The organism is Acidovorax sp. Leaf160, assembly GCF_001424265.1.
Lineage (GTDB): Bacteria > Pseudomonadota > Gammaproteobacteria > Burkholderiales > Burkholderiaceae_C > Paracidovorax.
Genome location: NZ_LMOV01000027.1, coordinates 88881 through 100195 on the forward strand (window position 1 = coordinate 88881; position 11315 = coordinate 100195).

Consider the following 11315-nt stretch of genomic DNA (forward strand, 5'->3'; position numbering starts at 1 on the left):
CGGCGGCGGCGCTCGCACGGCGCCTGCCGCTCAGCGCCGCTGCAGCGCCGCCAGCAGCGAGGCCGATACGATCAGCGCCCCGCCCAGCAAGGTGCGGGGCTGCAGTTGCGCGGCGGACAGCACCACCGACGACACGCTGGCGAACACCACCTCCGACAGCAGCACCACGGCCGTGGTGCCCGCCGCCAGCCGCGCCGCGCCGAACTGCAGCGCCCAGTTGCCCAGCAGCAGCAGCACGGCCAGCCAGGCGGCCGTGACCACCCACGTCGCGTTGGGCGCGGGGAAGGCCTCCACCACGCCCACCTGTAGACCGATGCAGGCCACCGCGGTCGCCATCAGCATGCAGCCGCCGAACATGGCGAACATGCGCGCCTGGCCGGGCACCGCGCTCAGCCGCCGCAGCGTGACGTTGGTCATGGCGAACATGAAGCCGCCCAGCAGCGCCAGCCCGTCCGCCATCGACAGGCCCTCGAGCAGCCGCGCCAGCGTGGCGCCGGGCGGCACCAGCACCAGGGCCAGCCCGGCGAACGCCAGCAGCAGCCGGGCGATGGCCATTGGCGTGGGCCGTTCGCCCAGGACGCGCCAGGCCAGCAGCACGGCCCAGGCCGGCATCAGGTAGAAGAGCAGGATCACCCGCACCACGTCGCCCACCGTCACGGCCCAGTTGAAGGCCACGTTGTTCAGCCCCGAACAGACCGCCAGCAGCCACAGCTGCGGATGCGCCCGCACCTGCGCCCAGATGCCCGGGCGCAGCGCCAGCAGGGCCAGCAGCACCCCGCAGTACATCACCGCCGTGGCCCAGAGCGGGTGCAGCCCGGCGCCATGCATCAACCGGAACGGCCACCAGGCCAGGCCCCAGACCAGGGCGTTGAACAGCAGGGCGCCGATCGGCAGCAGCGGAGACGGGTTCATAGGTCGAATACGGCGCTGGCGCACGATGTGTCGGCGTGGTCAGCTATTGAATTTATAGCAAGCCCACCCCTGTGGGCTGCCTGGGCTGCCAGCGGCCGCGGGCCGGTCAGTGGTGGTGGTCGTGCCGCGCGATGTGCAGCAGGTGCGCCACCTCTTCGGGGTGGTGCGTGCAGTTGTGGCGGTGCCAGCGCTGGATCAGCCACATCACGCCGGCCACCACCAGCCCGAACGCCGTGATGGCGCCGAACACCGACAGGCCCATCTTCAGCGACAGGCTGTAGAACGCGCCCAGCGCCAGGATGCAGGCCTGCTCGTTGAAGTTCTGCACGGCGATGGAGCGGCCCGCGCCCATCAGGTTGTGGCCCCGGTGCTGCAGCAGCGCGTTCATCGGCACCACCAGGTAGCCGCCCAGCCCGCCCAGCAGGATCAGGAACGGGATGGCGATCCAGATGTTCTTGATGAACACCATCAGCATCAGCAGCAGGCCCATGGCGATGCCCAGCGGAATCACCTTGGTGGCCGCGTCCAGCCGCATGCGCATGGAGGCCACCACCGCGCCCACGGCCGTGCCGATGGCCACCACGCCGGTCAGGGCCGAGGCCTGCGTGGTGTTGTAGTTCAGGGCCGCTGCGGCCCAGGCCAGCACGATGAACTTCAGGTTGCCGCCCGCGCCCCAGAAGAGGGTGGTGGTGGACAGCGAGATCTGGCCCAGCTTGTCGCGCCACAGGCGGCTGTTGCAGGACCAGAAGTCGGGCAGCATGGCCAGCGGGTTGGCGGGCATGCGGCGCATCTCCACGCCGGTGTGTGGAATGCGCGTGTTGAACCAGGCGGCCACCAGGTACAGCAGGATCATCGCCGCCACGGCCGCCTCGGCCGGCGTGTCCACGCCGGTGTCCAGGCCCGGCAGGTCGAACGCCAGCAGGTGGCCCGACACGGCCGGCCCGATCAGCTGGCCGCCCAGCAGCACGCCCAGGATGATGGAGGCGATGGTCAGCCCCTCGATCCAGCCGTTGGCCTTGACCAGCTGGGAGGCGGGCAGCAGTTCGGTGAGGATGCCGTACTTGGCGGGCGAGTAGGCCGCCGCGCCCAGGCCCACCACCGCGTAGGCGAGGAGCGGGTGCGAGCCGAACAGCATCATCAGGCAGCCCACCACCTTGATGGCATTGCTGAAGAACATCACCCGGCCCTTGGGCATGGCGTCGGCGAAAGCGCCCACGAAGGGCGCCAGCACCACGTAGAACAGCGCGAACATGGGCACCAGCGCGGCGCGCTGCCACTCCGGGGCACCGCCGGTGCGCAACAGTTCGACGGCGGCCACGAACAGCGCGTTGTCGGCCAGCGAGCTGAAAAACTGCGCCGACATGATGGTGTAGAAACCGCGCTTCATCGAATGGCTGGGGGCTGCATCAGTCGGGCTGATGTCCTGTGAAATATCTCAACTTGCAACAAACGAGCGGCGGTTATATCACGCACCCCCGGGCGCCCAGTGCCAGAATTCCGACCTTTCTCCCCGTAGAAATACCTGCCATGCCGCGTCCCATTCTGGCCACCGTCCACCCTGCTGCGCTGCAGCACAACCTGGCGCGCGCACGCCGTGCCGCGCCCGACGCGCTGGCCTGGGCGGTGGTGAAGGCCAATGCCTATGGCCACGGCATCGAGCGCGTGTTCGACGCCCTGCGGTCGGCCGACGGTTTCGCCCTGCTGGACCTGGCCGAAGCCGAGCGCGTGCGGGCCCTGGGCTGGCGCGGCCCCATCCTGCTGCTGGAAGGCGTCTTCGAGCCGCGCGACCTGGAGCTGTGTTCGCGCCTGGGCCTGTGGCACGCGGTGCATTGCGACGAGCAGATCGACTGGCTGGCCGCGCACAAGACCCAGGCGCCGCACCGCGTCTTCCTGAAGATGAACAGCGGCATGAACCGGCTGGGCTTTCCGCCCGACCGCTACCGCGCCGCCTGGGCGCGGCTCAATGCGCTCACCCAGGTCGACGAGATCTCGTTCATGACCCACTTCAGCGACGCCGACGGCCCGCGCGGCACGGCGCACCAGATGGCCGTCTTCCGCACCGCCACGCAGGACCTGCCGGGCGAGCGCAGCCTGAGCAACAGCGCCGCCGCGCTGCGCCAGGGCGGCGACGCGGCGGTGCGCGCCGACTGGATCCGCGCCGGCATCGTCATGTACGGCAGCGCCCCGGACCACCCGGAGCGCACCGCCGCCGACTGGGACCTGCAGCCCGCCATGACGCTCGCCACGCGGATCATCGGCGTGCAGCACCTGCAGGGCGGCGACACGGTTGGCTACGGCTCGCGCTTCACCGCGGACGGGCCGCTCACCATCGGCATCGCGGCCTGCGGCTATGCCGACGGCTACCCGCGCCATGCGGGCGACGGCACCCCCGTGCTGGTGAACGGCGTGCGCACCCGGCTGGTGGGCCGCGTCAGCATGGACATGATCACCGTCGACCTGACCGGGGTGCCCGATGCCGGTGTGGGCAGCGAGGTCACCCTGTGGGGCCGCGCCACGGGCGGCACGGTGCTGCCCATCGACGAGGTCGCCCACGCGGCCGGCACGGTGGGCTACGAGCTGATGTGCGCGGTGGCGCCGCGCGTGCCGTTCGCGGTGGACTGAGGCGCAGCAGCGTGGCCCGCAAGCCGCTGCCCGCGCGAAGCGGTCCGTCCCCGGGCCCCTCCCGCTCTGCATCGAACTGGCGCCGCATCCAGGTACCGCGCCAGGCGCTGGCCGAGCAGCTGCAGAGCCGCCACCGCCTGCGCCTGCACGGCTGGTGCATCGGCAGCTTCATCCTGGCGCTGATGTGGGCCACCTCGCACCTGCAGATGGTGGCGGGCGTCGATTCGCTGGCCCTGCGCTATCTGGTGACGCTGGGCGTGGGCTACGTCGCCCACCTGCTGGTGCTGCGCGCCTGGGCCGCCCGGCTGGTGCGGCCGCGCCGCGACGGCGACGGCGGCGACCCGGCCGCCGACTGGCTGCCCGACTGGCCCGGCCCGCAGCCGGCCGGTGGAGCGCCAGGCAATGGCCCGCCGCAGGCCGGCGGTGGTGGCGACTTCGCGGGTGCCGGCGCCAGCGGCGACTTCGGCAGCTTCGGCGACCACGGCGCCGTGGGTGACGCCGCGGTGGGCGGGATGGGCGGGGTGGGCGACGGTCTGGGTGACATGGCGGGCGGTGCGCTCGAGGTCGCAGCGGGTGCCGATGAAGGTGCCGTGGTGGTCGTGCCGGTGGTGGCCATCTTTCTCATCGGCCTGGCGATCGCCTTCGGGGCGGGCGCGCTGGCCTGGCTCTATTTCGGCTGGGAGGTACTGCTGGCCGTGGCGGTGGAGCTGGCCTTCTCGGTGGCCACGGCACGGGCCGCGATGGGCGCCGAGCGCGCCGGCTGGCTGGGCACCGCAGTGCGGCTGACCTGGAAGCCGCTGCTGGGGGCGCTGCTGTGCGCCGTGGCGCTGGGCGCGGCGCTCGACGGCTTCATGCCGCACGCGCGGTCGCTGCCCGAAGCCGTCCGGCTGCTGCAGGGGCGCTAGACGCAGCCAGGCCCCTTCGGCAGCGGTTGCGGCAGCCCCAGCGCCAACGGCGGCGGGGCAGGCCCGGTCGCCCCAGGGGGCATATGGTTACAACCAGAAAATGGTTCCGTCCCCATGGACGGGGCGGCATAGTGGCGCACCTGCTGTTCAACCCCCACAGAAAGCCACTGTCCGACATGCGCACTTCGCACGCCCTGCCCAAGACCCTGCTCGCCACGGCCGCCGTGGCCGTGTTCACCGCCTCGGCCGCACTGCTGCCGCTGTCCGCCGATGCCGCCACCTTCCGCTTCGCCCGCTCGGCGGACGTGTCCTCCTGGGACATCCACGCGCAGAACGTGGGCGTGAACAACGCGCTGCATTCGGCGGTGTACGAAACCCTGGTCGAATACAACAGCAAGACCTTCAAGCCCGAGCCGCAGCTGGCCACCGGCTGGAAGCAGGTCACGCCCACGCAGCTGCGCATCAGCCTGCGCCCGGGCGTGAAGTTCAGCGACGGCTCGGCGCTGACGGCGGACGACGTGAAGTTCTCGCTGGAACGCGCCAAGGCCAAGACCTCGAACTACGCCGTCTACACCCTGGGCATCGACCGGGTGGAGGTGGTGGATGCGAACACCCTCGACATCTTCTCCGACGTGCCCAACCTGGTGCTGGTCAACCAGCTGACCGAGCTGCGCATCATGAGCAAGCCCTGGGCCGAGAAGAACAACGCCCTGCTGCCCAAGGACATCAAGACCAGCGACGAGCCCTACACGCACCGCAACACGCTGGGCACGGGCCCGTTCGTGCTCAAGTCGTGGACGGCCGACCAGCGGCTGGTGCTGGCCGCCAACCCGAACTGGTGGGGCCGGGGCAAGTTCGCGGGCAACGTGACCGATGTGGTCTACACGCCCATCAAGTCGGACGCGACCCGCACCGCCGCGCTGCTGTCGGGCGAGGTCGACTTCGTGCTCGACCCCAGCCTGCAGGACGTGCCCCGCATTCGCCAGCAGCCGGGCCTGAAGGTGCTGGACGGCGCCGAGAACCGCACCATCTTCCTTGGCATGGACCAGTTCCGCGACGAGCTGCAGAACTCCAGCGTGAAGGGCAAGAACCCGCTCAAGGACGTGCGCGTGCGCCGCGCGCTCTACCAGGCCATCGACATCAACGCCATGCAGCGCGTGGTGCTGCGCGGCCTGGCCCAGCCCACGGGCGCCATCGTGGCCCGGCAGGTCAACGGCTGGACGCCCAAGGCCGACGTGCGCTGGCCCTACGACCCCGCCGCCGCGCAGAAGCTGCTGGCGGAGGCCGGCTACCCGCAGGGCTTCGAGGTCGACTTCGCCTGCAGCGCGGGCCGCTACATCAACGACGAGCAGCTGTGCCAGGCCATCACCGCGCAATGGGCCAAGGTGGGCGTGAAGGCCAAGCTGCGCTCGCTGCCGTTCGCCACCTATTTCCCGATGATCCAGCGCAACGAAGCCAGCATCTACCTGCTGGGCTGGGGCGTGCCGACCTTCGACGCGTTCTATTCGCTGCAGTCGCTGATCCGCTCGCCGGGCGCGGGCGGCGACGGCAACTTCAACCTGGGCCGCTTCAGCAATCCGCAGCAGGACGCGCTGATCGAGCGCATCAAGAAGGAAACCGACACCGCCACCCGCAACGGCCTGATCGAGCAGGCGCTGGTGAAGGACCACGAGCTGATCTCGCACATCCCGCTCTATAACCAGGTGATTCCGTGGGCGGCGACGCAGAAGGTGGAGATCGTCCACCGCGCCGACAACCGCATCGACTGGCGCCTCCTGAAGGTGAACTGACCGGCCGGGCCCGCCCGTTACCCCGGCAGGCACGCGCGCAGGGCGCTGCCGGGGCCGGCCGCTAGGCCGCCAGCGCGCGCTGCACGGCGGGCCGCGCACCCACGCGCTGGTGGTGCGCCTGCACCTTCGGAAAGCGGGCGATGTCCACGCCGTCGCTGCGCAGCCAGCCGGCCACGGTGAACAAATACCCGTCGGCCACCGAGTACCGGTCGCCCAGCACCCAGGGGCTCTGCAGATAGTGCCGCTCGATGAGCGCGAAGCCTTCTTCCATGTTCTGCGGCACCTTGCGCTGCATGGCGGCGATGGCCTCCGGCTCGTCCGCCCAGCGGCTGGCACGCGGGCGGTGGGCGTGGGCGACGTGGACGGTCGAGGCGAGATAGCCGTGCAGCTCCTGCATGCGCGCAAAGCCGAACGCATCGGTGGGCGCGAGCTGGGCGGCTGGAAAGCGCTGCGCCACATAGGCCAGCAAGGCCGGGGTTTCCGTCAGCACACCGGCGTCCGTCGCCAGCGCCGGCACGCGGCCCTTGGGGTTGATGGCCAGGTAGTCGGCCGACTGCTGCTGCCGCGCGGCGAAGTCCAGCAGCTGCAGCTGGTAGGGCGCGTCGGCTTCTTCCAGCGCGATGCGCACGGCCAGCGCGCAGGTGCCGGGGGCGTAGTAGAGGGTCAGGGGTGCGGAAGTCATGTCGGTCGGCTCCATGGCGGTGGGGTGGGGCGGGTGTCCGGCTGCGATGCTATCGAAAGAGAAGCGCAGTGCCCGGATGGATCCGGCAGTTCACGATGCTTCGGTGTGCAACGATCCGAATCGCCTGGGCGGCTTGCTATGGATTCAGTAGCGGATGAATCCCTCGATGCCGTGCCGGTCGCCCGCGCTGCTCCCGCCCCAACGGCAAAGCCCCGCAACGGCAGGACTGCCGTGCGGGGCCGGGCACTGCGCGGGCCTGGGAAGGCCTGCGCCGCGTCGGTCACGATCAGTTGGTGCGGGGGGCGCTGGCCGGCTGCGATGCGGGCATGGCCGGCGTCGTGGCGGTGCCGCCGAAGGTCGGGGCTGCGGTGCTGCTGGTACCCGTGGCCGAGCCGGCACCCATGCTGCTCGATCCGGTGCCGGTCGTGCCGGTGGTGGCATCAGGCGTCGGCGTGGGGGGCGTGGACGGTGCGGGCGTCATCGGCGCGGGCGTGGTGCCGTTGGCGGGCTCGCCCGGCTTGTTGCGGTCGCAGGCCGTCAGCGCCAGGGCGGACACCAGCACCAGGGGCGCGGCCACCAGCCAGCGCGACGCGGTGCGGGGTGTGTTGGAAGAATTCATGGCTCATCTCCTTGGAATAAAGGTCGCGGCGAACCGCCGCTGGAGCCGCCATGCTAGGGAGCGCCCGGTCTGCGGGGGGTAGGATAGTGCTGACATCGCATTTGCTTACGTCCTGCCCCGTTTCCTCCCGGACTTTTCACGGGCTGCGGCGCCGCCCAGCCCTTGCCGCCTTTGCAGCCCTGGCACACCCTTGCAGATCCGGCAGTCTGATCGCATCTGGAGCTGCACCGTCCGTGCCCGCCCGTCCGCCTCTGCGCCCGTCCGTTCCTTGAGCGGCGGCACTTCTGGATCACCTTCCCCATGGCCAAAGAAAAAACCCTCTTCACCTGCACCGCCTGCGGCGGCACCAGCCCGCGCTGGCTGGGCAAATGCCCGGCCTGCGGCGCCTGGAACACGCTGGTCGAGACCGTGGCCGAGGCGGGCCCCGGCAAGAACCGGCTGAGCGCGCCGCAGTACGCCGGGCTGGCGCAGGCGCAGGCGGTGATGCCGCTGGCGGCCATCGAGGCCAGCGACGTCGCGCGCACGCCCAGCGGCATCGACGAGCTGGACCGCGTGCTTGGCGGCGGCATCGTCGAAGGCGGCGTGGTGCTGATCGGCGGCGACCCGGGCATCGGCAAATCGACGCTGCTGCTGCAGGCGCTGGACGCGCTGCAGCGCCTGGGCCTGCCCACGCTCTACGTGACCGGCGAGGAAAGCGGCGCCCAGGTGGCGCTGCGCTCGCGCCGGCTGGGGCTGGACCACAGCCAGGTCAACGTGCTGGCGGAAATCCAGCTGGAGAAGATCCTCGCCACCATCGAGGCCACCCAGCCGGCCGTGGCGGTGATCGACTCGATCCAGACCGTGTATTCCGACCAGCTGACCAGCGCGCCGGGCTCGGTGGCGCAGGTGCGCGAATGCGCGGCCCACCTCACGCGGGCGGCCAAGGCCACCGGCGTGACCATCGTCCTGGTGGGCCACGTGACCAAGGAAGGGGCGCTGGCCGGCCCGCGCGTGCTGGAGCACATGGTGGACACGGTGCTGTATTTCGAGGGCGACACGCACAGCCAGTTCCGGCTGGTGCGGGCCATCAAGAACCGCTTCGGCGCGGTCAACGAGATCGGCGTCTTCGCCATGACCGAGAAGGGCCTGAAGGGCGTCACCAACCCCAGCGCCATCTTCCTGAGCCAGCACAGCGAGCCGGTGCCCGGCAGCTGCGTGCTGGTCACGCTGGAGGGCACGCGGCCCATGCTGGTGGAGATCCAGGCGCTGGTGGACGAGGGCGGGCCCAGCCCGCGCCGCCTGTCGGTGGGCCTGGACCGCGACCGTCTGGCCATGCTGCTGGCCGTACTGCACCGCCATGCCGGCGTGGCCTGCATGGACCAGGACGTGTTCGTGAACGCCGTGGGCGGCGTGCGCATCAGCGAGCCGGCGGCCGACCTGGCGGTGATGCTGGCCATCACCTCCAGCCTGCGCGGCAAGCCGCTGCCCAAGGGATTCATCGCCTTCGGCGAAGTCGGGCTGGCCGGCGAGGTGCGGCCCGCGCCGCGCGGCCAGGAGCGGCTGAAGGAGGCGGCCAAGCTGGGCTTCAGCGTGGCGGTGGTGCCCAAGGCGAATGCGCCCAAGAAGCCCATCGAGGGCTTGACCATCCATGCGGTGGAGCGCGTGGACCAGGCCATGGAAGTGGTGCGCGGCATCGGTTGACGGGGGCGGCGGGCGCCAGCGGCGGCGCCGGCAGCGCTACGCAGCATCCACACCGGCGCGCGGCCCGGGCTGCGAGACAATCGCCGCCATGAACCTGCGACGCATCGCCATTCCCCTCGGTATTCTCGTGCTCTGTTTCGCCGCCTGGCGCGCCATGGGCTGGCAAGGCCTGTTCGCCGTGGGCGGCGGCCTGCTCATGTGGGCGCTGCTGCATTTCACCCGGCTCATGAACGTGATGAGCAAGGCCGCCAAGCGGCCGGTGGGCCATGTGGGCAGCGCCGTCATGCTCAACGCCAAGCTGCGCGAGGGCGTCAACCTGATGTACGTGGTGGCGCTCACCCGCTCGCTGGGCCAGCCGTTGACGCCCGAGGGCACCGACCCCGAACGCTACCGCTGGACGGACGGCACGCAGTCGCATGTGACCTGCGAATTCCGCGGCGGCCGGCTGGCGCAGTGGGAACTGGTGCGCCCCGCGCCGGACGCAGCCCCCGTGGCGGTGGCCGACCCGGCGGACGGGCCGCGCTAGCAGCCCCGCCCGCGCGGCGCACCGCTGCGGCGCACGGACCGCTGCGGCGCCAGCCATCGCCCCTGCCGGCCTGCGCCTGCCGGGCCGCGCCTGCCGGGGCGCCCCGCGTGGTGGCGGCCGCCCCACCGTCGCCTAAAATCGCAGGTTTTGCGACTTCCCGCTACCACACAAGGATGACGATGAGCCCCGTAGTTCCCTCGATGGCCGACCGTGACGGCAAGATCTGGATGGACGGCCAGATGGTCGACTGGCGCGACGCCAAGATCCATGTGCTGACCCACACCCTGCACTACGGCTGCGGCGCGTTCGAAGGCGTGCGCGCCTACAAGACCGAGCAGGGCACGGCGATCTTCCGCCTGGAAGAGCACACCGAGCGGCTCTTCAACAGCGCCAAGATCCTGCGCATGAAGATTCCCTTCACCCCGCAGGAAGTGAACGAGGCGCAGCGCGCCGTGGTGCGCGAGAACCAGCTGGAGTCGTGCTACCTGCGTCCGCTGACCTGGATCGGCTCGCAAAAGCTCGGCGTCTCGCCGCGCGGCAACCAGATCCACCTGATGGTGGCCGCCTGGGCCTGGGGCGCCTACCTGGGCGAGGAAGGCATGCGCCGCGGCATCCGCGTGAAGACCAGCAGCTACACGCGCCACCACGTCAACATCACCATGACGCAGGCCAAGGCGGTGAGCAACTACAGCAACTCCATCCTGGCGAACATGGAAGCGCTGGACGACGGCTACGACGAGGCCCTGCTGCTCGATGCCTCCGGCTTCGTGTCGGAAGGCGCGGGCGAGAACGTGTTCGTGGTCAAGAACGGCGTGGTGTACACGCCCGATCTGTCGGCCGGCGCCCTGAACGGCATCACGCGCAACACCATCTTCCACATCTGCAAGGACTTGGGGATCGAGCTGGTGCAAAAGCGCATCACGCGCGACGAGGTGTACATCGCCGACGAGGCCTTCTTCACCGGCACCGCCGCCGAAGTCACGCCCATCCGCGAACTCGACCGCATCGAGATCGGCGCGGGCTCGCGCGGCCCGATCACCGAGAAGATCCAGGCGGCCTTCTTCGACATCGTGAACGGCCGCAATCCGAAGTACGCCCACTGGCTGACCCGGGTCTGATCCCGCTTCATTTCCTGCCTGCCTGCCTGCACAGACCGAACCCCCACCATGACGCAAGCCACCATCGAACTGCTCGCCAAGGACCTGAATCCACAAGGCGGCGTCTTCTGCCCCAGCCCCAAGGCCGACATGAAGATCTGGAACACCCACCCGAAGGTGTATCTGGACGTGGGCCAGACCGGCGAGGCCAAGTGCCCGTACTGCGGCACCGTGTACCGACTGAAAGCGGGCGAAACCGTCCGTGCCGGCCACTGATCCAACGCCAGGGTTCGGCCGCGTGGCCGAAAGGGCTCTGATCCGCCGCCTGCCGGGCGGCTCCACGCGGCGCCTTCGGGCGCCGCTTCGCACCACCGGGCCGCGCCCCGCGGCACCGCCGGGCGCCGTGCGGGCGGCCCGCTTTGCCATCGGCCTGCGCGCCGCGCTCGCGCGGCGCTTCCACGCTGCGTTTCTTCCTGCCCGCG

The 11315-nt window shown here is 70.5% G+C and carries 11 protein-coding genes; 7 read left to right on the plus strand and 4 right to left on the minus strand.

What is annotated here, in order from left to right:
* Positions 1 to 30: 30 nt before the first annotated feature.
* Both ASF94_RS17870 and lplT read right to left on the minus strand, forming a co-directional pair.
* Positions 31 to 912 (minus strand): DMT family transporter, encoded by an 882-nt coding sequence (locus tag ASF94_RS17870; RefSeq protein ID WP_056669656.1) that lies wholly within the window; start codon positions 910 to 912, stop codon positions 31 to 33.
* 106 nt (positions 913 to 1018) lie between these two features.
* The gene (gene lplT, locus ASF94_RS17875; protein WP_056669659.1) at positions 1019 to 2299 is read right to left on the minus strand and encodes a lysophospholipid transporter LplT; all 1281 of its coding nucleotides are present in this window, start codon (positions 2297 to 2299) and stop codon (positions 1019 to 1021) included.
* Positions 2300 to 2439: 140 nt separating this feature from the next.
* Here lplT and alr point away from each other — a divergent pair, with 140 nt between their 5' ends.
* The 3 genes from alr (at position 2440) to ASF94_RS17890 (ending at position 6229) form a co-directional block, all read left to right on the plus strand.
* Positions 2440 to 3534 (plus strand): alanine racemase, encoded by a 1095-nt coding sequence (gene alr, locus ASF94_RS17880; RefSeq protein WP_056669662.1) that lies wholly within the window; start codon positions 2440 to 2442, stop codon positions 3532 to 3534.
* 11 nt (positions 3535 to 3545) lie between these two features.
* Positions 3546 to 4439 carry a hypothetical protein gene (locus tag ASF94_RS17885; RefSeq protein WP_235505420.1) on the plus strand — a complete coding sequence of 298 codons (894 nt, stop codon included), beginning with the start codon at positions 3546 to 3548 and terminating at the stop codon, positions 4437 to 4439.
* A 176-nt stretch (positions 4440 to 4615) separates the two neighbouring features.
* Positions 4616 to 6229, plus strand: coding sequence for an ABC transporter substrate-binding protein (locus ASF94_RS17890; RefSeq protein WP_056669940.1), 1614 nt, complete (start codon positions 4616 to 4618; stop codon positions 6227 to 6229).
* A 61-nt stretch (positions 6230 to 6290) separates the two neighbouring features.
* Here ASF94_RS17890 and ASF94_RS17895 read toward each other — a convergent pair whose 3' ends face one another.
* Together ASF94_RS17895 and ASF94_RS17900 are read right to left on the minus strand one after the other, a co-directional pair.
* Positions 6291 to 6911, minus strand: a complete 621-nt coding sequence (locus ASF94_RS17895) for a glutathione S-transferase family protein (protein ID WP_056669943.1) — start codon at positions 6909 to 6911, stop codon at positions 6291 to 6293.
* Between the two features lie 286 nt (positions 6912 to 7197).
* Positions 7198 to 7530 (minus strand): hypothetical protein, encoded by a 333-nt coding sequence (locus ASF94_RS17900; protein WP_056669665.1) that lies wholly within the window; start codon positions 7528 to 7530, stop codon positions 7198 to 7200.
* A 300-nt stretch (positions 7531 to 7830) separates the two neighbouring features.
* On the opposite strand from ASF94_RS17900, the gene radA reads away from it, so the two are divergent.
* The 4 genes from radA (at position 7831) to ASF94_RS17920 (ending at position 11109) form a co-directional block, all read left to right on the plus strand.
* The gene (gene radA, locus ASF94_RS17905; RefSeq protein WP_056669668.1) at positions 7831 to 9210 is read left to right on the plus strand and encodes a DNA repair protein RadA; all 1380 of its coding nucleotides are present in this window, start codon (positions 7831 to 7833) and stop codon (positions 9208 to 9210) included.
* Positions 9211 to 9298: 88 nt separating this feature from the next.
* Positions 9299 to 9736, plus strand: coding sequence for a hypothetical protein (locus tag ASF94_RS17910; protein ID WP_056669671.1), 438 nt, complete (start codon positions 9299 to 9301; stop codon positions 9734 to 9736).
* Positions 9737 to 9915: 179 nt separating this feature from the next.
* Positions 9916 to 10854, plus strand: coding sequence for a branched-chain amino acid transaminase (locus ASF94_RS17915; RefSeq protein WP_056669673.1), 939 nt, complete (start codon positions 9916 to 9918; stop codon positions 10852 to 10854).
* Between the two features lie 48 nt (positions 10855 to 10902).
* Complete coding sequence (locus tag ASF94_RS17920; protein ID WP_056669676.1) at positions 10903 to 11109, plus strand: zinc-finger domain-containing protein; 207 nt, start codon at positions 10903 to 10905, stop codon at positions 11107 to 11109.
* Positions 11110 to 11315: the final 206 nt, after the last annotated feature.

Bases quoted from the DNA above. Each gene is read 5' to 3' on its own strand.
- ASF94_RS17870 (WP_056669656.1), bottom strand. From the start codon at position 912: ATGAACCCGTCTCCGCTGCTGCCGATCGGCGCCCTGCTGTTCAACGCC.
- lplT (WP_056669659.1), bottom strand. From the start codon at position 2,299: ATGAAGCGCGGTTTCTACACCATCATGTCGGCGCAGTTTTTCAGCTCG.
- alr (WP_056669662.1), top strand. From the start codon at position 2,440: ATGCCGCGTCCCATTCTGGCCACCGTCCACCCTGCTGCGCTGCAGCAC.
- ASF94_RS17890 (WP_056669940.1), top strand. From the start codon at position 4,616: ATGCGCACTTCGCACGCCCTGCCCAAGACCCTGCTCGCCACGGCCGCC.
- ASF94_RS17895 (WP_056669943.1), bottom strand. From the start codon at position 6,911: ATGACTTCCGCACCCCTGACCCTCTACTACGCCCCCGGCACCTGCGCG.
- ASF94_RS17900 (WP_056669665.1), bottom strand. From the start codon at position 7,530: ATGAATTCTTCCAACACACCCCGCACCGCGTCGCGCTGGCTGGTGGCC.
- radA (WP_056669668.1), top strand. From the start codon at position 7,831: ATGGCCAAAGAAAAAACCCTCTTCACCTGCACCGCCTGCGGCGGCACC.
- ASF94_RS17910 (WP_056669671.1), top strand. From the start codon at position 9,299: ATGAACCTGCGACGCATCGCCATTCCCCTCGGTATTCTCGTGCTCTGT.
- ASF94_RS17915 (WP_056669673.1), top strand. From the start codon at position 9,916: ATGAGCCCCGTAGTTCCCTCGATGGCCGACCGTGACGGCAAGATCTGG.
- ASF94_RS17920 (WP_056669676.1), top strand. From the start codon at position 10,903: ATGACGCAAGCCACCATCGAACTGCTCGCCAAGGACCTGAATCCACAA.